Below are 26840 nucleotides of genomic sequence, written 5' to 3'. Positions count from 1 at the left end.
ATGATTATTGCTGAATAAAATAATTATAATGGTTAAATGTTTTTATCTGATATGAAAACATTTAATTAGTATACTTAGCCATAGTAGTAAATTTACTACTTTATATATAAATAAATAGCATTTTTTACTACTAAAGGTCAATAAAGTTTCTCTAGAGGAATTATATTGGTATTTCATATTGATTTGTACCTGGCATCGAGTAAATGATATATATGTAAAATTTCTGAAAACGGTTTATGCAATTGCAAATTATATTTTGAGTTTTAAGTTTTCAAAACAGATGATATGCAATTTTTAAAATTTTACTAAAAACACTGAAAAGGAGAGTAAAAAAATGATAAAAAAGATTTGCAAATTGATTACAGGGTATTTTCCAGTGTGGGTAGTTATTGGCTCGGTTTTAGCTTTCTTATTTCCAACGCATGTTAAGCCTTTAAGTGCTTATACTGCTTGGTATTTGGGAACCGTAATGCTTTGTATGGGGCTTACTATGACGACTAATGATTTTAAATTGGTATTTTCCCGCCCCCTTGATGTACTATGGGGTGTTGTGCCGCGTTTTTTAATTATGCCTTTCGTCGCATTTGCTATATCGAAGATTTTGCACTTGCCAGCTCCTATAGCTGCTGGACTTATTTTGGTTGGATGCTGTCCTAGTGCTGTTGCTTCAAACGTTATGACATTCTTGTCCAAAGGTGATGAGGCACTTTCAATTACAGTTTCAAGTGTAAATACTGTTTTGGCGCCTGTACTTACACCGGCACTTTTCTTATTTCTCGCAGGATCGATGGTCAAGGTAAATGCAGCATCGATGCTTTTAAGTATATTAAAAAGTGTAGTCATTCCGGTTTGTTTGGGAGTATTAATTCGCAGGATTGCAGATAAACCAGTACAAAAGGTTGTGGAATATGTGCCGGTTATATCGACAATTGCTCTTATGTTTATCATAACTACAGGCATTGCAGTAAATGCAGAGAATTTGGCTAAGATAGCATTTATAGCATTTTTGGCGGTAGCACTTCACAATGCAACCGGATTATTCCTGGGATATAATGCTGCTCGTAGATTGGGCAAACTCAGCAAACGTAAATCCAAGGCAATTGCTTTTGAAATAGGTATGGAAAATTCAGGACTTGCAGTTACACTGGCTTTAATGAATCTAGATCCTCTATGTGCTATTCCTGGTGCCATTTTTAGTGCTTGGCACAACGTTACAGGATCTGCGTTGGCATCCTACTGGGCTAAGAGAGCAGATAAGGATGATGCTTTAGATTCTAAAAAAATCAAGAGTGAGAATGGTACGGCTTAAGAAAATGTGTGTTATATTAAAAGAAATATTGGTATTTTGCGAAATTATATAAGAATTTATGCAGGTGATGTAATTTAAATTGAAATTTATTCTTGTAAGGAGGTTTATTATGCTTGATATAAAAATGCCGGTAATTCATAAAATAATTACTGAAGAGAGCTGCAGCTGTTTGTCAGAAAAAGAGATAATTGAAGCAGTTCAAAATGGGATTGACAGAGAAGTTGCAGGAAAAGACATTAAGGGGAAAAAGGTAGGTGTATTGGCAGGAAGCAGAGGTATACGTGACATTAAACTGATTATCAAACAGGTCATAATTAACTTAAAGGCACGTGGAGCCGATGTAATAGTTTTACCCGCTATGGGCAGTCACGGAGGTGCAACAGCAGAGGGCCAGCGTTCCATTTTGGATCATTATGGCATCAATGAAAAGGAGCTTGGAGTTCCCATAGTGTCAAATATGGAAGTGGCAACTATCGACCATATAGGAAAGCAGCCAGTTTACGTGGATAAAAAGGTGCTGGATCTGGACTATATAATTCCAGTGAACAGGGTCAAGGCCCATACTGATTTCCATGGGGAACATGAAAGTGGAGTTGTAAAGATGTTGGTTATTGGAATGGGAAAACAGGCACAGGCGGAAGCAGTTCATCAGCATGGTGCCAGTGGACTTAAAAATCTAATTCCAAAGGTGGCCAAAAAGGTGTTAGAACATGTTCCACTATTGGCTGCAGTGGCCATTGTTGAAAATAAAAGGGATATGACAGCGGCTGTAGAAGTATTGAATGCCGAAAATATTTTTGAAAGGGATGCAGAACTTCTAAAGTATTCAAAGAAATTGCTGCCTAAGCTGCCATTAAACAATCTGGATGTTCTAGTAATTAAAGAAATGGGAAAGAATATTTCCGGTGTGGGAATGGATCCGAATGTAATTGGCCGTATGAGAATTAATGGCATTCCTGATGAGGAGGGAACTGCAAGTAGAATTGCCATACTGGATTTGACAGAGGAATCTGAAGGAAATGCACTAGGTATGGGTATTGCCGACGTGACTACAAAAAGACTTTATGATAAAGTAGATATTCAAAAAACTTATATGAATACTATAACTTCCGGATTTTTGGAACGATGTTTTATTCCAGTAGTAGCTCCTACAGATAAGGAGGCAATAAGAATAGGGTTACAAACTTGTGGACGGGCTGTAAGTGAGAGGACAGCACGTATTATGCTGATAGAGAGCACTCTTGAACTTTCACAGATATATATATCTTCAGCACTGCTGCCAGAAGTTCCTCCAGAATATAAAATTTGTGAAACCGATGTTACAGATGTATTTGACAAAGACGGTAATTTAAGATTGTTTTAAAAAATTAAATCCTGTTAAAAATTATTTTCCATGGGATATTGAAAAGTGGCTGTTTCAAAATTGACGAATTTTGAAACAGCCACTTTTAACATTAAAGCTATTCTATCATTATGCTATAATGATCAGTATACAGATATGATGTTATTTGATTTGGAGGAAAAATCAATGAGAATTTTACATACTTCTGACTGGCATCTGGGCAAAAATTTGGAGGGGCACAGTCGTATGGATGAACAGGAAGCTTTTCTTGAAGACTTTGTAAAGATAGTAAATGACAATAGTGTGGATTTAATTATTATTGCTGGGGATATTTACGACAGTTATAATCCACCGGCCAGGGCTGAAAAAATGTTCTATGATACATTAAAAAAATTGTCCTCGAATGGAAAGAGAATAACTTTGGTTATATCGGGTAATCATGATAACCCGGATAGGTTGGTGGCAGCGGGTCCTTTGGCAAGAGACCATGGCATTATAATGGTGGGTACGCCAAAGTCAGTGGTACCTTGTGGTGATTATGGCAGTCATAAGGTTGTAAATTCCGGTGAGGGTTTTGTTGAAGTTGAAATAAATGGTGAGAGAGCTGTAATTGTTACAGTGCCTTATCCCAATGAGAAAAGGTTAGATGAAGTTTTATACAGTGAAATGGAAGAGGAAAAGGATAAAGTTGTGTCCTACGGTAATAAAATTAAAACCTTATTTGACAATTTGAGTAAAAACTATAGAGAGGATACTATAAATATTGCGGTTTCACATCTGTTTGCAATGGGAAGTGCTCAGGCTGGATCAGAGAGAAGTGTCCAACTTGGAGGAAGTTTTATTGTAGATGGGAGCTGCTTTCCTGTTAAAGCTCAATATATCGCCCTAGGACATGTCCATAAACCTCAGATAGTGCCTGGAACGGAAAGAAGGGCAAGGTATTCAGGTTCTCCCCTTCAGTACAGCAAAAAAGAAATTGGCTTTAAAAAAAAGTGCTTTGTAATAGATGCAAAGGCAGGAGAGGACTGCAGGGTAAAGGAAGTTGAATTTAAGGTATATAAACCCATAGAAGTTTGGAAATGTAACAGTATAGAGGAGGCCATTTCAAGATGCAGGGAGAATAGTGAGAGAGACTGTTGGGTCTATATGGAAATAACCACTGACAGATATATAGGGGAAGATGAAATAAAATTGATGAAGACCGCTAAAAAAGACATATTGGAAATTGTTCCTAAAATATCAGATGATAATTGCAGTGATCTTGATATAAATAGTTTTTCACATAAATCTTTTGAAGAGATATTCAGGGAGTTTTATATAAAAGAAAGAAAAGTGGAACCTGAACCGGAGGTATTAGACTTGCTGCTGTCCATTATTAGGGAGGAGGAAAATAATGAAACCAATTAAGCTTAAAATAAAAGGATTGAACAGCTTTATGGATACCCAGGAAATTGATTTCAAAAAGTTGACCTGCAGAGGTATATTCGGCATATTCGGACCTACGGGAAGCGGAAAATCCACGGTGCTTGATGGAATTACCCTGGCACTTTACGGTGAGATCGCAAGAAAAAGTTCCAATTTTATGAATGTGAACTGCACAGATTTGATGGTGAGCTATGAATTTCAGATATCGGATAGGGTAGTGAGGATATACAGAGTGGAGAGGGAATTTAGGAGAGAAAATAGAACCGGGAAAGTGAGAAGTAAATCTGCCAGAATATTGGATATTACAACTTGTTCAGAAAAAATATTGGAGGAAGGGGCCAAAAGCGTAACTGAAAAATGCGAGGAAATACTAGGACTTAAACTGGAGGACTTTACCAGAACCGTGGTGCTTCCTCAGGGAAAGTTCAGTGAATTTTTAAGGCTTGAGGGAAAAGACAGGAGAAATATGCTTGAGAGATTGTTTGGACTACAAAAATACGGAGATGAACTGTCTTTTAAACTTGGATCAAAAGTAAAGAAAGAGAGAGAGAAGGAGAATCTTATCCAGGGACAGCTTACTGGCTATGAGGGAATTGATGAAAAAATTCTGAAGGAGAAAGAAAGCAGCCTTGAGGAAATAAAAAAACAGTATCACCAGTGCGAAACTGAGTACAATGATGTGGAAAAAAAATTTAATACTGCAGGAGAACTCTGGAAACTTCAAATGGAATTAAATGAAAAAATAAATCAGCAGAAGTCCATGCTGAAAATGGAAAGCTATATAGGTAAATGTGAAAGAAAAGTGACACTGGCTGAAAGTGCATTGAAAGTAAAACCTTATATGGACAGCTGCGAAAATACTCTCAGACAGGTGGAGATTTTAAGAAAAGAACTTTTGGACTTAAATGGAAGTATGGATAGTATGACACAGTACAAAAATGAAATGGATACCAGATTGAGTGTCATTGAAGAGAAAAGGCACAGGGAGCTGCCAGAATTGAAGGTGAAACAGCAGAAGATTTTGGATGCCATAGCTGAAGGTGTGATTTTAAAGAAGCTTCAGAGTCAGGAAATGACTTTGAGAAAAGATATTGATTTTTTGAAAGGAGAGCTGCAGACAAAAAATAATGAAGGAATGGAGAATAGAAAACATATTGAAAAATTATTGGATAGTATAAAATTCAAAGAAGAATTAGTGAACTGCCTTAAAATTTCTGAAGAATATAAAGAGAAAATAGATGATGGAATTATTGTCTTAAAGGATTATGAAAATATACAGAATCGAAAAAACAGTTTGCTTGAAGATATAAAAGACAGCAGTACAAATATTGAAAATGAACGTAAAAAAGGCAAGACTATGCAGGAGAATATGGATGAGAAGCAAAAGTTAATAGATAGAGCTGAAGATCAATTAAAAGAGCTCATGAAAAATTGTCCGGGAGATGAAAATACACTTCTGGATTTTCAGAAAAAGGTGGTGGAAATAAAAAGTAAATGGGATAAATACGGAGATTACAAGAATATTATAGAGAAAAATAAAAAAATTTTACATAATTTGAAGAAAGAATTAAAAGATAAATCCAGTACAGAATCCGCTCTGAGGTTTAGAATCCACAAATTAGATGAAGAAATAAAAAAATGTGAAAGACATAGTATGGCAAATATTCTCAGAAATACGCTGTCAGAAGGTGATTTATGCCCTGTATGCGGTTCTGTTTACTGTGGTGGGAGAACTCTGGATGAAATTGATACAGGTTCTGTGGAAAAATTGAGAAAACATTTGGGGGAAAAACAGCGAGATCTCGAAAATATGTCTGAGGAGATAATAAAGATACGAACAGTTGTTGAATCAGAACAGAAAATCATAGGAGAAAATGGTAAAAAACTAAATGAGCTGGGAGAAAGTTTCAAGTCAACTCCGGTTGAGTTTATTCAAAATGAATTCACTCAGTTGAGAAACAGAGTTTATCTATTTAACAGCAGAAAGTCCGAACTTGATAAAAAGATCAAGAGTTTGAAGGAAGAAAAGAATTTTTTGAATATAGAATATAATAAAATTAGTGCGGCACGAAGTCAAAATGAAATCCAGATGAAAAAATTAAAACAGAATCTCAAGGAGGAGGATGAAAAATTTAAAATAGAAGAAAAAAAGTTATGTTCACTCAAAGCTGAATTGGGGATTGTAGATTTTAAAGGCAAAAAAAATGAGATAAATGAAAATGAAAGGAAAAAAGCTGATCTGGAAATTGAAATAAGAAAACTCAGGGACAATTTAACTGCAGCTCAATTGCAGGGAGAAACACTCAGCAGCGAAATTGCAAGTTTGAAGGGAAAATTGAATGAGAGGCAAACTGAATTTAGGGAAAAAAATAAAAATATGCTTGAAAAGAAAAGAAGTATAAAAAATAGAGTGGGAGAAGTAGAGGATCTTGAATATCTCAATAAACAAGTATCAGCACATATAGAGAAAATAGAAATGGAATATGTAAAAGTTAAGGGAGACAGTAAAAAGGCACAGGTGAAATACGATGAATATAAAAATAAGATAATAGCATGCCAGAGCAATTTGGTAAGTTCTAATGAAAGAAAGTCAGATGAAAGTGAAAAACTTGAAAGAGTTTTAAATGATCAGCATTTTGAAAACACTGACCAGGTCAAGAAGAGTTTTATAAATAAACTTGAGATCAATGAGCTCAATAAAAAAATACATGAGTACAGGGATTCACTGGTTAAATTAAAGGGTACCGTAGAAAATCTCCGTGAGAAGATAGGTGGAAAAACTTTGACGGAGGAGCAGTGGCTTGAGATACAAAATATTAAAGACAAAAAAAGTTGTCAGTTGAAAAATTTATATGAATGCAAAATAAGGTTACAGGAAGAGGTTAATTCAATAAATACAAAGCTTCTTCAATTAAAAGATGTTCTAAAGAAAAAGGAAAAAGTTGAGCATAAACTGGCGCTCCTGGATGATCTTGAGAAGTTATTCAAGGGGAAAAAATTTGTGGAATTTGTTGCAGGCAATCAACTGAAATATATATCCCTGGAAGCAGATAAAAAGTTAAAGGAAATCACATGCGGGAACTATGGGTTGGAAGTTGATGAAGATGGCAGATTTTTTATAAGGGATTATAAAAATGGAGGCAAAAAAAGAGATGCGTCCACTTTGTCGGGAGGAGAGACTTTTGTGACCTCATTGGCACTGGCGCTGGCATTGTCATTACAGATACAGCTAAAAGGCAGGGCGCCTCTGGAGTTGTTTTTTTTAGATGAAGGCTTTGGAACACTGGATGAAAATTTACTTGAAACAGTCATGGATTCACTGGAAAAGATCCATAATGACAAATTGTCAATAGGTATAATAAGTCATCTAGAATCCATAAAGGAAAGGATGCCGGTGAAGCTCATCGTTACTCCAGCTGAATCTGGAATGGGCGGGAGTAAGGCTAAAATTGAATTAGGTTAGAACATTTTATTAAAATACAGAGAGTATTCAGTATAATGATAGGGGGAGTTTATGGTGAAAAGTATAAAGAATATATCTGCTATAGGGATGGGAGCTATTGGCTGTGCCTATGTTAGCAAGTTGTACGATCTGAATCCTGGGGGATTGAAAGTTATAGCAGGCGGTGAAAGAGCTGAAAGATATAGAAAACATGGATTTATAATAAATGGTAAAAGATATGATTTTAAATATGTAGCACCAGAAGAGAAAACTGAACCTGCAGATTTGATTATTGTTTCCGTGAAAGCAAATCAACTTTCCCAGGCTGTGGAGGATATGAAAAATCAAGTTGGGGAAAATACAATTATAATATCTCTCATGAATGGAATTACCAGTGAAGAGATAATAGGAAAAAGATATGGAATGAATAAGATGCTCTATTCTCTCTGTATTGCCATTGACGGAAACCGCAGAGGAAATGTCATCTCTTTTTCCAGTTATGGAAATATAGCTTTTGGTGAAAAAACAAATAGTACTTACTCAGAAAAAGTACAGATTGTAAAAGAACTTTTTGACAGGGCAGATATACCTTACAGCATTCCAAAGGATATGATTCATTCCCTGTGGTATAAATTTATGATCAATGTAGGAATAAATCAGGCTTCAGCAGTTATAGGGGGAAATTATGGAGTATTTCAATCTGTAGGTGAAGCGAAAGAATTGATGGAGTCAGCTATGTGGGAAGTGGTAAGATTGTCTCAGAAAATGGGCATAAATTTGAGTGGACAGGATATTGAAAAATGGAATGAAGTACTTGCCACCATGCCTCCTCACAGCAATACTTCAATGTGTCAGGATATTGAATATGGAAGAAAGACTGAAGTTGATATGTTTGCGGGAACCGTATGCAGACTGGGAGGAAAATATGGAATAGACACTCCGGTAAACAGGACACTTTTAAATATAATAAAAGCAGTGGAGTCGAAAAATGATTTAAAGGTATAGATTTTATACTTTATAGGAGAAAATAGATGGAAGAGGATTATAAAAATCTTAAAATTGCAGAAAAGAGAACTAAGGTAAATGTGGTAGTATATGTGTTTTTATCTTTATTTAAACTCGGTATAGGATATTTTTTTAATTCCAAGGTTCTTTTTGCAGACGGCATTAATAATTCCACGGATATCATAGCCTCCCTTGCCATTGTTATAGGGCTTAAAATATCGAGGAAACCTGCCGATGAGGACCATGCCTATGGACATTTGAGGGCACAGACGGTATCTACCCTGGTGGCCTCTTTGATAATGATAGCCGTTGGAGCAGAGGTTTTTTACAATGCAGTATACTCTACAGTTTTTTTTAAGACCAAAGCACCGGATATGATGTCTGCAGTAGTTTCCATTATATGTACTGTACTGGTATATGCAGTGTACAGGTATAACAGGAAAGTGGCAGTTAAAATCAAGAGCCTGGCACTTATGGCTGCTGCAAAAGACAATCTTTCAGATGCTTGGGTCAGTTTTGGGGCCGCCTGTGGAATTATAGCTTCGCAGTTTGGTCTTCCCTGGATAGATCCACTGGCGGCGGTAATAGTGGGAATACTTATAATAAAAACAGGTATAGGGATCTTCAAGGAGTCCGCCCAAAGTTTAACTGATGGTTTTGACAGCAGGCAGCTGGACAAAATAATTGGAAAAATAAATCAAATTGAAGGCGTAGACAGCGTCAAGGATGTAAAGGCTAGGGTACATGGAAATAATATTTTACTTGATATTATAATAAGTGTCAGCTCTAAATTGACCGTACTGGAAAGTCATGGTATTACGGAAAAAATAGAAAATATGCTGAGCAGTGAATTTCAGATAAAATATGCAATTATACATGTAGAGCCGGCTTTGAAATAGGCCGTCATATCCAGATATCAAAGTTCAGAGTTGAAATATAAAACTCTGCAGATTTTCAAATTTGTCTGAAAACTGTTATTTTTGCTATAATGATAATAGGTAAAGGGGTGTGATATCGTGAAAGATAAAGAATTCTTTAAGAAGTTCAGGGAATATGCCTTTTACATTATTCTGGCTATTGGACTGGCACTTGTATGCAGAAGTTATGTTTTTGCCCGGACTGATGTAATAGGATCTTCCATGCAGCCGACTTTTAATGATAAGGATGTTATATTTATGGAAAAGATAAGCACTGAAACGGGACATATAAACAGAGGAGAAGTGGTCGTTTTCAACTCTCATGACGAGAATGAGGACAACTATATAAAAAGGGTTATAGGAATAGCTGGAGATAAAATTGAGATAAAGTCCGGAGAGGTTTATTTAAATGGAAAAGTTCTCACTGAAAGTTATCTTCCAGAAGAAGTTGTAACTGAGGCCAATTCAGCTGTTGCGGAGTATGTTGTGCCCGAAGGTTATATTTTTGTGCTTGGGGATAATAGGAAAAATAGTACCGACAGCAGAATAATAGGGCCTGTAAATTTAAAGGATGTTAAGGGACATGTAATTTTAAGAGTGTATCCTTTTAAGAATATAAACTACTTTAAATAATTACAAATGGAGTTTGCTTATTATTTTAATGAGGGCGATTTGATAATTGATAATTTAAGTTACGAAGTTAAAAAATCAGGGGAAACAGTCAATCTTACCCCCATAGAATACAAAATACTTTCAGTTATGGTAAACCATCCTGAAAAGATTTTTACAAGGGAGGAACTTATATCTATTGCGCTGGAGAAAAATTTTGATGGATACAACAGAGCCATTGATTCACATATAAAAAATTTAAGACAGAAAATAGAAACTGATTCCAAAAAGCCTGCATATATTTTAACTGTAAGGGGAATAGGATATAAGTTTGGAGGAATAAAGGGCAAAGCTGAATAATTGATTACAGGTTTAACATGATGTATAATGAGTTCTACAGGAGGCGATATTGCATGGATAAAATTTCAAGTTTCACTGTCAATCATTTAAAATTAATACCAGGTGTTTATGTTTCCAGAAAAGATAAATTTGGAGATGTAGTTCTAACCACATTTGATATAAGAATGACAAGCCCTAATGACGAACCTGTTATGAATACAGCTGAAGTTCATACTATTGAGCATTTGGGAGCAACTTTTTTGAGAAATCACAGCACTTATGGAGGTAAAACCGTATATTTTGGACCCATGGGTTGCAGAACCGGATTTTATCTGATTTTGTATGGAGACTATGAGTCAAAGGATATCGTGGATTTGCTGGTGGAAATGTATAAATTTATCTTGAATTTTGAAGGTGACATACCCGGTGCTGCTCCAAAAGACTGCGGAAATTATTTGGATATGAATCTTCCTATGGCGAAGTACTGGGCAGATAAATTTCTCAAAGAGGTCTTGACAGACATCTCGGATGAGAGGTTGAATTATCCTGAATAATACAATACAATTTATAAAAGGTTGCTTCTATCTATTTTGAGCAGAAGTAACTTTTTTAAATTTTATATGTAAAATTATACTTGATTAATTAAAGTTTATGTAGTATTATCAGATTGTAGATTATATAAATGTAATGATGGGAAGAGTAGATTGTACGATGCTATTTTAGAGAGAATTTTCGTGTGGTGTGAGAAAATTTTAGCGGGAGACAATTGAAATGCATCCTGGAGCACTGAATTGAACTTGAGTAGGTTTCAGCGGAAACAGCCGTTAAAATGTTAAGGTATGATTGTACCGACAATGAGTTTTTCTTTCCTGCATAGGTTGTTTTTATGCAGTACTTGAGGGATAAACAGAGTGGAACCGTAGAAGTAAAACCTTCTGCCTCTGTAAGGGGCGGAAGGTTTTTTGTTTTTCATAATTCCGGAATTTGAAAAATATTAAACAACAGCTTCAACAGCAAAAATTTGTAATTTAAAGGAGATTGTTATATTATGGAAGTTTTTAATGATATTAAGGAAATGATAGGAAAAACACCTATACTGAAAATAAACAAATTTGATCTAAAAGATGGAGTTAATATATATGCCAAACTTGAAAATTTTAATCCAGGAGGCAGTGTAAAAGATAGAATTGGCGATTATATGATAAGAAAAGCAGAGGAAAGCGGTAGATTGAAGAAAGGCTACACTATAGTTGAAGCTACTGCAGGCAATACTGGTCTTGGAATTGCGCTGGGGGCTTTAAACAGGGGATACAGGGTTATATTTGCAGTGCCGGAGAAATTTTCCATAGAAAAACAGGTGTTGATGAGGGCGCTTGGAGCGGAGATAATTCATACTCCAGAGGAAGATGGAATGAGAGGTGCTATTGAAAAATCCAAGGAGATTTTAAATCAGATACCAAATTCCATAGCTTTGGGACAATTTGAAAACAATGATAATCCCGAGGCACATTATGCTACTACAGGTCCTGAAATATATGAACAGTTAGGCGGGAAAATAGATTATTTTGTGGCTGGAGCAGGTACCGGCGGAACTTTTACAGGTGTGGCAAAGTATTTAAAGGAAAAGGACAGCAGCATAAAGGCCATACTGGCGGATCCGGAAGGCTCTACCCTTGGCGGTGGCACTGAAGAGCACGGTTATGCTATTGAAGGCATAGGAAATGATTTCCTGCCGGACACTATGGATATAAAATTGGTTGATAAAGTTATAAAGGTAAATGATGATGAAGCTTTTAGATTGGTGAGAGAGCTGGCAAAAAAGGAAGGCTTGATAGTTGGATCATCCTCTGGTGCAGCTCTTGCAGCAGCGTTGAAATTGGCAGATACCATAGATGGAGGAAATATAGTAACTATATTTCCAGATAGGGGAGACAGATATTTCAGTAAAAATTTGTATGAATAAAAAGATTCCTATTGACAAAAAGAATAAAGAATTGTATATTGGATATAAATTAAATATAAGTGATTTGCAATATTTGTAGACTTTCTTATCGAGAGAGGCGGAGGGACTGGCCCTGTGATGCCCGGCAACCGATTGTAATTTTTACAGTAAATGGTGCCAATTCCAGCAGGTAAAACCTGAAAGATGAGAGATAATGGGATTTATGCTTCCTGTGGTTTCTCACAGGAAGTTTTTTAATGTAATTGTATAAAATCAAATATTATAATTCTTATCAAGAGTGGTTAAGGGACTGGCCCTATGATACCCGGCAACCAGATATACATTTAGTTCGTATATCTAGGTGCTAATTCCAGCAGGTATATCCTGAAAGATGAGAGACAATGGAATCTATCTATATGTCTTCTCACATATAGATTTTTTACTTGGAGGCATAAATAAGATGTACGATAATGCAGGTAATAAATTACTGAAAAAAGATCTTAAAAATAGGCATATTCAGATGATAGCTATTGGAGGTGCCATAGGTGTGGGATTGTTCTATGGCTCTGCAGATGCTATTAAGACAGGCGGACCTGCTATTATTCTGGCATATTTAATAGGAGGACTGTTCATTTTTTTCATTATGAGGGCCTTGGGTGAGCTGGCTGTAGATGAGCCAAATTCGGGTTCCTTCAGTGCTTATGCTACCCGTTACCTGGGAAATTTTGCAGGCTTTTTTTCAGGCTGGACATATTGGTTTCAGGCTACAGCTACTGTTATGGCAGAACTCACTGCCATGGGGGTATATGTTCAATTTTGGCTTCCACAGTTTCCAAAATGGATTACTGCACTTATATTTTTGATCATACTCATTGCAGTCAATTTAGTTGGAGTTAAAGCTTACGGTGAATTTGAATTTTGGTTTGCCCTTGTGAAAGTGGTTGCCATAGTATGCATGATTATTTTTGGAATGCTTATTATATTATTTGGATTTAATAATGGAGGGCATTCTATTGGATTTTCTAATATATGGAGTAATGGAGGATTTTTCGCCAATGGATTTAAAGGGTTTGTGCTTTCTTTTGTTTTTGTCAGTTTTGCATTTGGAGGGGTGGAACTTATTGGCATAACGGCGGGAGAGGCAAGGGATCCACAAAAATCTATTCCAAAAGCTATCAACGATGTATTTTGGCGTATACTTATCTTCTATGTGGGTTCTGTGCTGGTGATGCTGGCACTTTATCCCTGGAATAAAATTGGAGTTGCAGGAAGTCCCTTTGTATTGGTGTTCTCTAAAGTAGGTATTCCTGCAGCTGCTTCAGTCATAAATTTTGTAATTTTGACAGCTGCCCTTTCCGGCATGAACAGTGCCCTGTATATAAATGGCAGAATGCTTTACAGTCTGGCACTAAACGGTAATGCTCCCAGGGTATTTGGAAAGTTGAATAAATCCGGATCACCCTATGTAGGAACACTCTTCAGTACGGCTGTGGCATTGATTGCTGTAGTTTTAAATTATTTCATGCCGGAAAAATTTTTTACATATATTTCTTCAACAACAACTATAGCCATTCTGACTGCCTGGGGTACGATTCTTATAACACAATTGAAGTTCCGCAGAAAAAAAACTATGGAGGGGCAGAAAATTGCTTTTAAAATGCCTTTTTACCCTTTTTCCTCATACATTACAATAATTTATCTGCTGGCTATTGTTGTTACAATGGCATTTTTGCCAGCTACCCGCATTGCCCTTTATGTTGCGCCTGTATGGGTATTGGCCATGGTGGGAATATATAAATTACTTCATTATAGTGAACAATCAAAATTATCATATATAAATGGTAAATAGAAAAGTTAAATAAATTGGAGGGATAAAGATGAGTAGATTATTTACATCAGAATCAGTTACAGAGGGACATCCTGATAAAATTTGCGATCAAATATCGGATGCAGTCCTGGATGCTGTTATTGAACAGGACAAATATGGAAGAGTGGCTTGCGAAACAGTCGTAAATACGGGGCTTGTGCTTCTAGTTGGAGAGATATCCACTAAGGCCTATGTGGATATACCCAAGATAGTGAGAAAAACTATTGAAGAAATAGGGTATACAGGTTCAAAATTTGGATTCGATGCCAGCAATTGCGCGGTTATAACATCCATAGATGAGCAATCTTCAGATATTGCCCTGGGAGTAAATGAATCACTGGAGGCAAAACTGGGAGAAAAAGATGATATAGAGGCAATAGGTGCAGGGGATCAGGGGATGGTTTTTGGATTTGCCACAAATGAGACACCTGAATATATGCCTCTTCCAATAGCGTTGGCTCACAGACTTTCGAGAAGATTGGCCGATGTCAGGAAAAATGGCATTATTCCATATTTAGGACCAGATGGTAAAACCCAGGTTACAGTAGAATATGAAGGAGAAAAACCTGTGAGAGTAGATACAATTTTGATATCCTCACAACATGAAGAAAATGTGGGACATGACCAGATTGAAAAAGATATAATAGATAATGTCATAAAAACGGTAATACCTGAGAAATTTATAGATTCCAATACCAAATATATTGTGAATCCTACAGGAAGGTTTGTAAAAGGAGGTCCGGAGGCTGATTCAGGGCTTACTGGAAGAAAGATAATAGTTGATACCTACGGTGGATATGGAAGACATGGAGGAGGAGCTTTTTCGGGAAAAGACCCTACGAAAGTCGATAGATCCGGGGCTTATGCGGCAAGGTGGATAGCAAAGAATTTAGTGGCAGCAGGTGCTGCAGATAAAATAGAAGTGGAGGTTGCCTATGCTATAGGAGTGGCAAGACCTGTGTCCATAAGTGTGGATACTTTTGGAACGGGTAAAATATCTGATGAGAAAATAGTGGATATTGTAAAAAAGCTTTTTGACCTGAGGCCGGCAGCTATTATAAGGGATTTGGATCTTAGAAGGCCAATATACAAAAAGACAGCTGCTTATGGGCATTTCGGGAGAACCGACATAGATCTGCCCTGGGAAAGCCTTGATAAAGTGGATAAAATAAAAGAAGAATTAAATAAGGTGGTTGTATATTCTTAAGCCATAAATACTGTGAATTTTTATGAAAGGTTGACCAGAAATACTGGAGACCAGGCAAACTAAATTTTTAAGTTTGCCTGGCCTTTTTTATATTTTAATTATGCAAAAAAGGAGATAATAAGATATGCCTATAAATTTTGCAAGGGAGATTGAAAAAAAGACATTTCAACATCCCTGCTATAACTGTATTGCACATAAGTATGCTAGAATGCACATACCTGTAGCTCCAAAATGCAATGTAAGCTGTAATTTCTGCAATAGAAAATATGATTGTGTAAATGAATCCAGACCTGGAGTTACAAGTGGAATTCTATCCCCAGAAGAAGCAAGGGATAAATTCAAGGTAGTAAAAAATAAAATAAAAAATTTGACGGTGGTTGGGATAGCTGGCCCAGGAGATCCACTTGCAAATTTTGAAGAAACCAAAAAATCCATAGAACTTATAAAAGAAGAATGCCCGGATATTACATTTTGCCTTTCCACCAATGGATTGATGCTTCCTGCTTATGCGGAGGAACTGATAAAATTGGGAGTCACACACGTTACAATAACCATAAATGCTGTAGACCCTGAAATAGACGCACAGATCTATAAATATATAAACTATAGGGGAAGCACTTTTGTAGGGCCGCAGGCAGGAAAAATTCTACTTGACAATCAGCTTACAGGTCTTAGATATCTTACAGAAAAAGGTATTGTGTGCAAAGTAAATATTGTGATGATAAAGGGAATCAATGATGCTCACATTCCTGAAATAGTAAAAAAAGTTAAGGAATGTGGTGCCTATATGACAAATATAATGCCTCTTATACCTGTAAAGGGAAGTGTATTTGAAAACAGGGATACTGTAGATGAATCTGAATTGAAAAGCATGAGGAAAAAATGTGAGCCCTATTTAAAACAGATGTATCACTGCAGGCAGTGCAGGGCAGATGCCATAGGGAGTTTGAATGAGGATGTATCGGCTCAATTTAGGAATTATAAGAAAAATGTAATTTCTATTGACAAATCTGAGAAAATATATAAAGATGACAATAAAACAGGTAAGGTGAACAGAGGTTATAGATTTGCAGTGGCCAGCAGTTCCGGAGATTATGTAGATGAACATTTTGGGCATGTATCTCAGTTTTATATATATGATGTATTAGATGAGAATATTAAATTTTATGAGAAAAGGGATGTGGAGAGGTATTGTAATGGCCAACAAGAATGTACTGGACATGATGATAGGATATCGGGTATTATAAAGTGCATAGAGGACTGTAATGGAGTGCTTGTACTGCGTATTGGCTTCGAACCTGTAATTAGGCTTCATGAGAAGGGGATAAAGGTATTTCAGATGTACAGTACTATAGAAGAGGGCATAGAAAAGGCAGTAAAATTGATGAGTCAGGTTGATAAATCAAGCGATTCTTAGATTCAGATGGAGGTTATGATTTAATGAAGGGAAAAATTTTGGTGAGTGCGTGTTTACTTGGAGAGAAGGTACGTTATGACAATGGAGATGTAGCCTGTCATGATCCGCGATTTTTAAGGTGGGCTAAAGAGGGGCTGCTTATAGGAATTTGTCCAGAAGTATCTGGAGGACTTCCTGTGCCGAGGCCGGATTCCCAAAGAAAAGGAGATAGGGTAGTCACTGGCAAGGGTGTTGATGTGACTTATGAATATAAAAGTGGAGCACAGAAAGCTCTTTCTCTTGCAAAAGAAAATGATGTTTCCGTTGCTATTTTAAAACAAGACAGCCCTTCTTGCGGGAGCTTGTATATATTTGATGGTACATTTAAGGGTGTTAAAAAGTCAGGCCAAGGTGTTACTGCTGAATTGCTGAGAAGGAACGGTATTAAAGTGTTTGGCGAAGATCAGCTGGATGAAGCTGAAAGAGAAATTAAAAAAATTACCTCAAATTCTTGACAATATGTGTATTAGATTATATAATTAGCCTTATATAGAAAAATAAACAAAATTCTTATCAAGAGAGATTGAGGGACTGGCCCTATGACGTCCGGCAACCTAAATTTATTTAACGGTGCTAATTCCAGCAGATTATATGTCTGAAAGATGAGAGAACAAGTACTTTCTTGTATTTTATCTTTGCAGGAAAGTTTTTTATTTGCAGGAGAAATTAGTGTGTATGTATTTTGTAAAAATTGAGATTTGATAATAATATTGAAAAGAGTTGACTAGAAACACTAGAGACTTATTTCTTGTTAGATGTAAGCTTCTGGTGTTTTTTGTATTTTGAAATATTTAGATAAAAAGGAGGATGATAATGAATGGATATAGATAGTAAAACTTATCTGGAAAATAAAAGTCATGAAAAAAATGCAGGGAAAATACTGAGCAAAATTTTTAGAAAAAGTATAGCTGTAGTGCTGTTTCTGGTTTTCTGGCAGGTTGCACCTATACTCGGGATAGTTGATCATCAATTTATACCTACTTTTACAGAAACAGTGGGTACTATTGTGAGTCTTACGCTCAAAAATGAAATGCTTGTTCATGTAAAAGTAAGTCTTTTAAGAGCTGGAGTGGGATTTTTGTTGGCCGGAATTATAGCCGTGCCTCTGGGATTTTTACTTGCAGGAGGATTTAGAAAGCTGGAGGAAATACTGGATCCGTTGCTGCAGATTCTGGCGCAGGTAAATCCTTTCTCATTGTTCCCGGTTTTTATACTTCTTTTTGGAATAGGAGAAGTCGCCAAGATCTCTATAATATTCTGGGTGTCCATATGGCCTATATTATTTAGTACTATAACGGGAGTGAAAACTATAGATCCGCTGTTGGTTAAGGCAGCTCAGGCCATGGGCACATCGAAAATAAAACTTTTTTGGAAAGTAGTTTTGCCGGGAGCTGCTCCAAGTATATTTTCAGGACTCAGGATGAGTGCAGGTAATGCATTTTTGATGCTCATAGCTGCGGAAATGATAGGAGCAAGCGCAGGACTTGGATGGATGGTGCTCAATTCAGAAGTTAATTTCCAAATTAACAGGCTGTTTGCAGCAGCGCTTACAATTGCCCTGTTGGGTATATTTATAAATAAAGCCATAGGTTTTGCAGAAAAAAAGTTGTAGTGTGGAAACAGGATTCTTTTGTATCTTAAAAATTTAATTATTTTGGGGGGATTTTCAATTGAAAAGTAAAAGGTTAATTTCAACAGTGGTTTCAATAGTTTTGGCAGCATCGTTTTTTTCCGGCTGTGGAGGAGAGAAGCAGGCTTCAACGAAAAAAAGCGGAGAACTTCAAGTTCTTAAGACCTGGAGCAGGAAGGATTGTACAGCTGCACCTATTATAGTGGCAGATAAGCTGGGATATTTTAAAGAACAGGGATTAAAAATACAGTACACAGGAGATACTCAACCGGCACAGCGTCTTCCTTCAATATTAAATGGAAATAATGATTTTGGAGATGCTCATCCTAACAATCTGGCAATTGCAGCTGAAGGAGGTGCAAAGGTGAAAGGGGTGGCCAGATCTATTGTGGAACCTCCGGACAGCGTAACTGACACCCATCTTCAGCATATGTGGTGGATAAGTAATAAAAACGGGCCTATAAAAACATTGGCAGATATCAATAAGTATCCAGGGAAAGTAAAAGTAGGTGCCAATTCAAGAAATTCCTGCGTAGATTTCCTGTCAGATATATTATTTGCTAAAAACAACATCTCCCTGGATAAAATTGAGTGGATTCAGATGCCGGATATAGAACAGGTATTGTCTTTAAAAAAGGGACTTATTCAAATTGCAGTAGTTCATCCGCCTTTTTATAAATCCATCGAGGAAAGCGGCATAGGGAATATATTGACTACAAGCAGACCTATAGCTGGTGAAAACGGAGGAACTTATCTCTACTATTTTTCTGATAAATTTATAAAACAGCATCCAGATGAAGTTGCCAAATTTATAGTGGCGGTTAAAAAGGCAGAAAGGTATATAAACAAAAGCATACCTGTTCCAAAGGAACGTGCTAAAGTCAACCAATGGGTATCAGATGCCATAGGAGTACCTGTAAGTGCCAACCACTATTATGCAGATGACGGGGTTATAAAGGACAAGGATATACAGCAGTGGATAGATGGAAGTAAGACAAGCGGTGCACTTCCTAAAAATGCAAAGGTGAAAGTCAGTGATATAGTTACTCATGAGTTTGACAAGTATGGAAATTTAGGGTCACAGCCAAATTATGTAGTTAAAGAATAATGTAATCATACTCAAATTTATAGAAGGGGAGTTTTAAATGAGTAAGATAATTGAAAAGTCAAAACAGGAAAGTGTAAATCTGAAGGATAAGCAGTATAAAATTGTTGTAGATAATATAAGAAAAGTCTACGATGTAAGGTCACAAAATGGACAGGGCAATGAAAAGTTTATAGCAGTGGATAATTTTAATTTAAAGGTGAGAAAAGGCGAATTCATTACAGTGGTGGGACCCAGCGGCTGCGGGAAATCAACCTTTCTGGACATACTGGCAGGATTGTCAAAACCTACTTCTGGAAATGTATATATAGATGGAAAATTGATCACAGGACCTGCACTGGATAGAGGAATCATTTTGCAGGGGTATGCACTGTTTCCATGGAGGACTGTAGAAAAAAATATTGAATTTGGCCTTGAGATAAAAAAGATACCTAAAGAAGAGAGAAAAAAGATAAGTGAAAAATTCATAGATTTAGTGGGACTAAAGGGATTCGAAAACAGGTATCCACATGAACTTTCAGGAGGAATGAAGCAGAGAGTTGCTATTGCCAGAGCACTGGCCTATGATCCTGAAGTGCTGCTTATGGATGAGCCTTTTGCTGCGGTGGATGCACAGACAAGGGAATCACTTCAGGAAGAGTTGTTGAATATATGGGAGAAGACCAATAAAACCATTGTATTTATTACCCACAGTATAGAGGAGGCTGTTTTTCTTGCAGACAGGGTGGTTGTTATGGCAACTAATCCGGGAAGAATCAAGGAAATCATAAATGTAAAACTTCCTAGACCAAGAATCAATTCTCAAATCAGAACTTCCCAGGAATTCAATTCCAATAGGAATAGGATATGGGAACTGCTTCACGGAGATGCTGATAAAAGACAGGCAGAAGTTTCTGTATGATGATTTTAAATTGAGGGGAGTAATATAAGACCGTGCATGAGGAAATATATGAAATTAAAAATGGCCTTCATTATTATATTTTGAAATATTTTGGAGTAATAGTGATTTTGATTCTGTGGCAGGTTCTTCCTGAAATTGGCATACTAGACTCCCAATTTATTCCCTCATTGTCAGAAGTACTGGTTCAATTATACGAGATGTGTCTAGAAAGTGAATTGCTAGTACATGTTGCTGTAAGTCTTTGGAGGGTACTTATAGGACTTATTATAGCAGCTGTCATTGCAATACCTCTTGGATTTCTACTGGGAGGATGGCTGACTCGGGCAGCGGATATACTGGATCCACTTTTTAGAATATTTTCTCAGGTGAACCCATTTTCACTGATGCCTGTATTTATATTGTTTTTTGGCATAGGGGAAGCGGCAAAATTAGCAGTGGTGGCGTGGGTGTGTCTGTGGCCTGTTTTGTACAATACCATATCGGGAGTAAGGAGAGTGGATCCTATTCTCATTAAAACTGCATTGTCCATGAATGTGTCCAAATCCGAGATGCTTAAAAAGGTGATTGTGCCGGGAGCAGCGCCTTCCATATTTTTAGGACTTAGAATAGGAGTTGAAATGTCGTTTTTTATGCTTATAGCAGCGGAGATGATAGGTGCTACTGCAGGAGTGGGATGGCTTTTCCATAATTCTGCCATGAACAATCAAATACCAAGAATGTATGCAGCAGGTGTTTGCATTATAGTTCTGGGAATTATTTTAAATAGATTTTTGATATACATCCAGAATAAATTGTTTTTCTGGAAGGATTCAACACATGTCTTTAGTTTTGCCAGATGGAAGAAAAGCGTAACTAGATTTAACAAAATGCAGGTGGTATCCATAGTTTCAATTGTTGTTGTAGTTATAGGTATTGGAAGTTATGCCGCCCATATTTCCAAAGTTACGGACATTGACAGTGATACCCAGATGAATCATATGAAGATGGATGAGGATAAGCACATGAATATGAAAACAGATGACAATATGAAGATGGATGAGGATAAGCATACAGACATGAAGACAGATGATCATATGAATATGGACAAATAAGTTATATAGGTGGAGATTTAAGTGAAATATAACAGAGATATTTTTTATAAGCTGTTGGTGATATTTGCATTTATTGCAGTATGGGAAATTGCAAGTAGACTGGAAATAGTAAATCCTCTTTTTATTCCGCCATTTTCAAGTGTGATTTTAACTTTGAGGAATATGTTTATATCTGGAAATCTTGCTGCAAATATAGGCATAAGCGTGGAAAGGGCACTAGTGGGTTTTATTATATCCATTATAATTGGAATACCGCTTGGATGCCTGCTTGGAGGATGGTTCTCAAAAGTTGATTTGATGGCAGAGCCTGTTATAGAAATATTTTCACAGGTAAATCCGTTTATATTGTTTCATGTACTTATCTTGTTTTCAGGTATTGGTGAAATTCCCAAGATCGTCATAATTGCATGGACATGTACTTGGCCTATAATGTTCAACACAATATACGGAATCAGACATATGGATTTTTCCATAATAAAAACTGGAAGGGGATTTGGACTTGAAAGGTGGAAACTTTTTTGGAAAGTAGGTATGCCTTCAATTTTACCTTCAGTGTTTGTGGGAATCAGAATAAGCGGCGGGTATTCATTTTTTATGCTCATAGCAGCAGAAATGATGGGAGCAAGTTCAGGACTTGGATGGCTGATTTTAAACAATCAGGAGAATTATGCCATAAAAAACATATTTGCAATTGCCATTATAATAGCCTTCCTTGGGTTGCTTATGGATACTGTAATAAAATTTGTTGAAAATAAATTGTTGGGGTATAAAAGCGAAAAAATGTCCAATGGTATCAATTTGAATGGAGGGTATAATTTATGAAATTTGATTTAAATACTTCTGTAGTGAAAACAAGGGAAGAACGACTGGGCACTATTATAGGATGGAAAACTGGAAAAGCTTCAGAGCTTTCCAGGGATTCTGCATATACTTGTTCGAGATGTAGGGATAATGGAGGAAAGAGACTCTGTGAAAATATAGGACCTTTTACACAGGGATCCAGCTGTAGTGAAAGAATGGTGGAATGTCAGGCTGGCGAGGTAAGAAATGCAATTCTCATTCAGCATGCTCCTATAGGATGCGGCACAAGCCAGATTGCATGTAATTCCATATATAGAAATGGCCTCAGAAATAGAAAATTGCCTATACAGAATATGAAGGTCATAAATACCAATATAAAGGAAACAGATATGGTATTTGGAGCTTCCAAAAAATTGGAACAGTCCATAGAGGATGCCTGGGACAGACATCACCCTAAAGCAATTTTTATTGCCACATCCTGTGCCACTGGAATTATAGGAGAGGACATAGATAGTGTAGCTTCCAAAATGCAGGAGAAATTTAAAATACCTGTTATTCCAATGTACTGTGAAGGGTTCAGATCCAAGCACTGGAGTACGGGTTTTGATGCAGCACAGCATGGAATACTCAGACAACTGGTGCGAAAAAATCCTAAGAAGCAGGAGGATCTGGTGAATGTAATAAATCTGTGGGGCAGTGATGTCTTTACACCAATATTGTCTAGACTCGGGCTAAGAGTCAATTATGTAGTGGATATGGCTACAGTGGAGGATCTGGAGCAGATGTCAGAAGCTGCAGCTACGGTTTCATTTTGTAATACGCTGTCTTCTTATCTGGCAGCAGGCCTGGAACAGCAGTTTGGAGTTCCAGAAGTAAAGGCGCCTCAGCCCTATGGAATAGCTGGAACTGATGCATGGATAAGGGAAATCGGAAGGGTTACTCACAGAGAAAAGAGTGCAGAGATATATATAGAAGAAGAACACAGGAGAATAACCCCTAAAATTGAAGAGCTCAAAAAATCTTTAAAGGGCAAAAAAGGTTATGCAGCTACAGGTTCAGCCTATTCCCATGGACTTATTGCAGTGCTTAAGGAATTGGGAATTGAGGTTGATGGTTCATTGGTATTTCACCATGATCCATCTTATGATGACAATGATCCTAAAAAAGATTCTCTGAAATTTGTAGTAGATAATTATGGTGATGTACCAAATTTTAGTGTTAGCAATAGACAGCAGTATCAATTTTATGGACTGCTTAAGAATATAAATCCTGATTTTATTATAATAAGACACGGTGGACTTGCACCACTGGCTGCAAAGATGGGAATTCCAGCAGTCCCTCTGGGAGATGAACATTTTGCAGTAGGCTATCAGGGTATTATAAATTTGGGAGAAACTATATCGGATATACTTGCCCGTAAAAAATTCAATGAAGATCTTAGACTGCATGTGAAGCTGCCTTATACGAAATGGTGGCTTCAGCAGAAGGATCCTTATATACTTCAAAAACAACATTGATATTTGTAGAATAGGAGTGAATAAATTGCCAGATATAAAACTGAAATGCGAAGATAAAGGTTCTAATAGAGCTGTGAAAAAATCAAATTCCATTGAACAGATAAGATATGGCTGTGCTCTTGGAGCCATGCATACTGCTTTTGCAATTCCAAGGGTTATACCAATTGCCCATTGCGGTCCTGGCTGTGTTGACAAACAGACGGCCAATATAGCTTTTTATAATGGCTTCCAAGGCGGCGGCTACGGCGGGGCTTCTGTTGTACCCAGCAGCAATATCTATGAAAAGGAAGTGGTGTTCGGAGGAGAGGACAGACTTCGTGAGCTTATAGATGCCACTTTTAAGGTACTGGATGCAGATTTGTTTGTAGTGATGACAGGTTGTATACCAGACACTGTAGGAGATGATGTGGGGTCTGTGGTAGGAGAGTTTCAGGCAAAAGGTCTTCCTATAGTTTATGCGGAAACAGGAGGATTCAAGGGGAATAATTTTATAGGACATGAGTTGGTTACAGAAGCTATTATAGATCAATATGTTGGGGATTATAGTGGTCCTCTTGAAAAAGGGCTTGTAAATGTATGGTCTCTTCTGCCTTTTCACAATACTTTTTGGAGGGGTGATCTGGTGGAAATAAAGAGGATATTGGAAGGTGTTGGGCTTAAAGTAAATATTTTATTTGGCCACGAATCCCAGGGGGTATCGGAGTGGAAAAATATAAAAAAGGCCCAATTTAATCTGGTCTTATCTCCATGGCTGGGACTTAAAACTGCGGAACACTTAAAAGAGAAATATGGTCAGCCATATCTGCATATCCCCACGATTCCAATAGGAGCGAAGGAAACCAGCAGTTTTTTGAGAAAAGTAGTTGATTTTGCAGGTATTGATAAAAGCAAAGCAGAAAAATTCATAGAAAATGAGGAGAAAAAATACTATGAATATCTTGAAGATTTTTCTGATTTTTATGCTGAATACTGGTGGGGACTTCCGGCGAAATTTTCCGTTATAGGTGACAGTGCGTATAATCTGGCACTTACAAAATTTTTGGTAAATCAGCTTGGGCTCATACCTGCCAGGCAGATTATCACTGAAAATCCACCTGAGAAATACAGAGAAGCCATTAAAAATGAATACAAGCATATAGCAGATGATGTTTCTACAGATGTGGAATTTGATGAAGACAGCTATGTTATTCATGAAAAGATAAGAAACACTGATTTTGGACATAAGCCCCCTATTATTTTTGGAACCACCTGGGAAAGGGATCTGGCCAAAGAATTAAAAGGATTTATAGTGGAAGTCGGATTTCCTGCATCCTATGAAGTTGTACTATCTAAATCCTATATAGGATACAGGGGAGCACTTACTTTAATTGAAAAGATATATACAACCATAGTCAGTGCCAGTGCGTAATTTGTTATTTTGCAGTTTATTAAAAAATTTAAAATAAAAAAGATAGAGATATGGAGGAATAATATATGAGACAAATAGCTATTTATGGAAAGGGCGGCATAGGAAAATCTACAACTACACAAAATCTCACAGCAGGATTGTCTGAAATCGGCAAGAATGTCATGGTAGTGGGCTGCGATCCAAAGGCAGATTCCACGAGGCTGCTTTTAGGAGGAGGGCTGGCACAGAGAACAGTTTTGGATACTCTGAGAGAAGAGGGTGAAGATGTAGATTTAGATTATATAATGAAAAGAGGCTTCAATGGTATAAGGTGCGTTGAATCCGGAGGACCTGAGCCGGGAGTTGGCTGTGCAGGAAGGGGAATTATAACTTCTATAAATATGCTGGAAAGACTGGGTGCATATACGGAAGATCTTGATTATGTTTTCTATGATGTGCTGGGTGATGTGGTGTGCGGAGGTTTTGCTATGCCTATTCGTGAAGGAAAGGCCAAGGAAATATACATTGTGGCCAGCGGTGAGATGATGGCACTATATGCAGCCAACAATATATCGAAGGGTATAAAGAGATATGCCAACAAAGGCGGAGTGAGACTGGGAGGAATAATATGTAACAGCAGAAAGGTAGATAATGAAAAGGAACTGCTGAAGGCATTTGCTGAAGAACTTGGTACACAACTTATTTATTTTATTCCCAGGGACAACGTGGTGCAGAGAGCTGAAATTCATAAGCAGACTGTAATACAGTTCGATCCTGATTCGAATCAGGCGGAGGAGTACAGATCTCTTGCGAAAGCAATAGAGGGAAACAAGAAATTTGCGATACCGAAACCTATGTCGCAGCAGAGGCTGGAGGAAATATTTCTGGAACATGGACTTATAGACAAAAATCTAAGTGCTGTCTAATTTCCATATGAGATAGGTGATAATAGTATATTGATAGAGATGAGCTTGATTAACGTTAAAATTAAAAAATTATTTTGTCATCAAGTAATTATGACGCCTATGGTAATCTATTTTTTAGCACAACGAACTAAACTAAATATTTTATAAAGTTGACTAGAAATGCTAGAGACTGTTCTTATTTTAAATAATGAGGTCTCTAGCATTTTTATTAGGTGAGTTATTTACAAAGAATAATGATGATATATGGGTATAGATTCCGAGAAATTATGGTTCAGCTTTTGGACTACAAATTTTGAGGGAACTATTCCCTAATTTTTATGCATTATTAAAAAAGAAGGAATAATCCTTGGAAATAACTCCTGAATAGATATTCCTACTTCCTGAGAAGGAAGATTGCAGAATAAATAATTTATTTGCGGCAGCTCCTTTTTCTTTATGCCTGAAAAGTAGTTGGAATTTGAAGGATTAGTTACCAAAACTAGTTTGCCGGTTGCAAAATGATTGCACTGATACTCTATTTTTGTTAATGGAATAAATGAATAAACTATATCTAAAATTTCATCTTTCAACATCTGAAGTAAATCAAGAGAGTGAGCAATTGTTATTTTTATGGATATGTCAT

General features: G+C 36.8%; 22 protein-coding genes, 1 pseudogene and 3 riboswitches. Of the genes and pseudogenes, 22 read left to right on the top strand and 1 reads right to left on the bottom strand.

Annotated elements, in window-relative coordinates; genetic code table 11:
- The first annotated feature begins 334 nt into the window (after nt 1-334).
- From ACFHWD_RS06885 to nifH, 22 genes and pseudogenes are all read left to right on the top strand, one after another.
- On the top strand, nt 335-1309 hold the full coding sequence (locus tag ACFHWD_RS06885) for a bile acid:sodium symporter family protein (protein ID WP_378061135.1): 975 nt from the start codon (nt 335-337) through the stop codon (nt 1307-1309).
- A 109-nt stretch (nt 1310-1418) separates the two neighbouring features.
- Nucleotides 1419-2672: a DUF2088 domain-containing protein gene (locus ACFHWD_RS06880; protein ID WP_179977575.1), complete on the top strand. Its 1254-nt coding sequence runs from the start codon at nt 1419-1421 to the stop codon at nt 2670-2672.
- 165 nt (nt 2673-2837) lie between these two features.
- Nucleotides 2838-4058 carry an exonuclease SbcCD subunit D gene (locus ACFHWD_RS06875; protein WP_150355595.1) on the top strand — a complete coding sequence of 407 codons (1221 nt, stop codon included), beginning with the start codon at nt 2838-2840 and terminating at the stop codon, nt 4056-4058.
- Nucleotides 4045-7539, top strand: a complete 3495-nt coding sequence (locus ACFHWD_RS06870; protein WP_378061133.1) for an AAA family ATPase — start codon at nt 4045-4047, stop codon at nt 7537-7539. The genes ACFHWD_RS06875 and ACFHWD_RS06870 overlap by 14 nt, the downstream gene beginning before the upstream one ends.
- A 54-nt stretch (nt 7540-7593) precedes the next feature.
- Nucleotides 7594-8523 (top strand): ketopantoate reductase family protein, encoded by a 930-nt coding sequence (locus ACFHWD_RS06865; RefSeq protein ID WP_150355649.1) that lies wholly within the window; start codon nt 7594-7596, stop codon nt 8521-8523.
- 26 nt (nt 8524-8549) lie between these two features.
- Nucleotides 8550-9422, top strand: coding sequence for a cation diffusion facilitator family transporter (locus ACFHWD_RS06860; protein ID WP_179977573.1), 873 nt, complete (start codon nt 8550-8552; stop codon nt 9420-9422).
- Nucleotides 9423-9539: 117 nt separating this feature from the next.
- Nucleotides 9540-10073 carry a signal peptidase I gene (lepB, locus tag ACFHWD_RS06855; RefSeq protein WP_150355598.1) on the top strand — a complete coding sequence of 178 codons (534 nt, stop codon included), beginning with the start codon at nt 9540-9542 and terminating at the stop codon, nt 10071-10073.
- A gap of 18 nt (nt 10074-10091) precedes the next feature.
- Nucleotides 10092-10409, top strand: a pseudogene (locus tag ACFHWD_RS06850) (winged helix-turn-helix domain-containing protein); the annotation flags it as partial.
- Nucleotides 10410-10462: 53 nt separating this feature from the next.
- Nucleotides 10463-10942: an S-ribosylhomocysteine lyase gene (locus tag ACFHWD_RS06845; RefSeq protein ID WP_150355600.1), complete on the top strand. Its 480-nt coding sequence runs from the start codon at nt 10463-10465 to the stop codon at nt 10940-10942.
- 494 nt (nt 10943-11436) lie between these two features.
- Nucleotides 11437-12351, top strand: coding sequence for a cysteine synthase A (cysK, locus tag ACFHWD_RS06840; RefSeq protein WP_378061130.1), 915 nt, complete (start codon nt 11437-11439; stop codon nt 12349-12351).
- An 82-nt stretch (nt 12352-12433) separates the two neighbouring features.
- Nucleotides 12434-12541, top strand: a riboswitch (SAM riboswitch).
- A 75-nt stretch (nt 12542-12616) separates the two neighbouring features.
- Nucleotides 12617-12728: riboswitch (SAM riboswitch) on the top strand.
- A gap of 62 nt (nt 12729-12790) precedes the next feature.
- The gene (locus ACFHWD_RS06835; RefSeq protein WP_378061128.1) at nt 12791-14179 is read left to right on the top strand and encodes an amino acid permease; all 1389 of its coding nucleotides are present in this window, start codon (nt 12791-12793) and stop codon (nt 14177-14179) included.
- A 28-nt stretch (nt 14180-14207) separates the two neighbouring features.
- Entirely contained in the window at nt 14208-15404 is a 1197-nt protein-coding gene (metK, locus tag ACFHWD_RS06830) for a methionine adenosyltransferase (RefSeq protein ID WP_378061126.1), read from the top strand.
- 124 nt (nt 15405-15528) lie between these two features.
- The gene (gene nifB / locus ACFHWD_RS06825; RefSeq protein WP_378061124.1) at nt 15529-16821 is read left to right on the top strand and encodes a nitrogenase cofactor biosynthesis protein NifB; all 1293 of its coding nucleotides are present in this window, start codon (nt 15529-15531) and stop codon (nt 16819-16821) included.
- A gap of 23 nt (nt 16822-16844) precedes the next feature.
- Nucleotides 16845-17315 (top strand): DUF523 domain-containing protein, encoded by a 471-nt coding sequence (locus ACFHWD_RS06820; RefSeq protein WP_150355605.1) that lies wholly within the window; start codon nt 16845-16847, stop codon nt 17313-17315.
- 52 nt (nt 17316-17367) lie between these two features.
- Nucleotides 17368-17469: riboswitch (SAM riboswitch) on the top strand.
- Between the two features lie 208 nt (nt 17470-17677).
- Entirely contained in the window at nt 17678-18472 is a 795-nt protein-coding gene (locus tag ACFHWD_RS06815; protein ID WP_378061122.1) for an ABC transporter permease, read from the top strand.
- 58 nt (nt 18473-18530) lie between these two features.
- Complete coding sequence (locus tag ACFHWD_RS06810) at nt 18531-19598, top strand: ABC transporter substrate-binding protein (protein WP_150355607.1); 1068 nt, start codon at nt 18531-18533, stop codon at nt 19596-19598.
- 37 nt (nt 19599-19635) lie between these two features.
- Nucleotides 19636-20496: an ABC transporter ATP-binding protein gene (locus ACFHWD_RS06805; protein ID WP_150355608.1), complete on the top strand. Its 861-nt coding sequence runs from the start codon at nt 19636-19638 to the stop codon at nt 20494-20496.
- Between the two features lie 32 nt (nt 20497-20528).
- The gene (locus ACFHWD_RS06800) at nt 20529-21587 is read left to right on the top strand and encodes an ABC transporter permease (RefSeq protein ID WP_150355609.1); all 1059 of its coding nucleotides are present in this window, start codon (nt 20529-20531) and stop codon (nt 21585-21587) included.
- Between the two features lie 21 nt (nt 21588-21608).
- On the top strand, nt 21609-22409 hold the full coding sequence (locus ACFHWD_RS06795; RefSeq protein ID WP_150355610.1) for an ABC transporter permease: 801 nt from the start codon (nt 21609-21611) through the stop codon (nt 22407-22409).
- Nucleotides 22406-23905, top strand: a complete 1500-nt coding sequence (locus ACFHWD_RS06790) for a nitrogenase component 1 (protein WP_378061119.1) — start codon at nt 22406-22408, stop codon at nt 23903-23905. Before ACFHWD_RS06795 ends, ACFHWD_RS06790 begins: the two co-directional genes overlap by 4 nt.
- Before the next feature lie 25 nt (nt 23906-23930).
- Nucleotides 23931-25313 carry a nitrogenase component 1 gene (locus tag ACFHWD_RS06785; protein WP_229981503.1) on the top strand — a complete coding sequence of 461 codons (1383 nt, stop codon included), beginning with the start codon at nt 23931-23933 and terminating at the stop codon, nt 25311-25313.
- A 65-nt stretch (nt 25314-25378) separates the two neighbouring features.
- On the top strand, nt 25379-26218 hold the full coding sequence (nifH, locus tag ACFHWD_RS06780; protein ID WP_150355613.1) for a nitrogenase iron protein: 840 nt from the start codon (nt 25379-25381) through the stop codon (nt 26216-26218).
- Nucleotides 26219-26526: 308 nt separating this feature from the next.
- Here nifH and ACFHWD_RS06775 read toward each other — a convergent pair whose 3' ends face one another.
- Nucleotides 26527-26790 carry a hypothetical protein gene (locus tag ACFHWD_RS06775; protein ID WP_179977570.1) on the bottom strand — a complete coding sequence of 88 codons (264 nt, stop codon included), beginning with the start codon at nt 26788-26790 and terminating at the stop codon, nt 26527-26529.
- Between the last annotated feature and the right edge of the window lie 50 nt (nt 26791-26840).

Origin of the sequence: Clostridium sp. MT-14 (genome assembly GCF_042436595.1) — a bacterium.
Classification (GTDB): domain Bacteria; phylum Bacillota; class Clostridia; order Clostridiales; family Clostridiaceae; genus Clostridium_B; species Clostridium_B aromativorans.
Note: the sequence above shows the minus strand (reverse complement) of the source record. Positions and strands in the feature narration are given on the sequence as shown.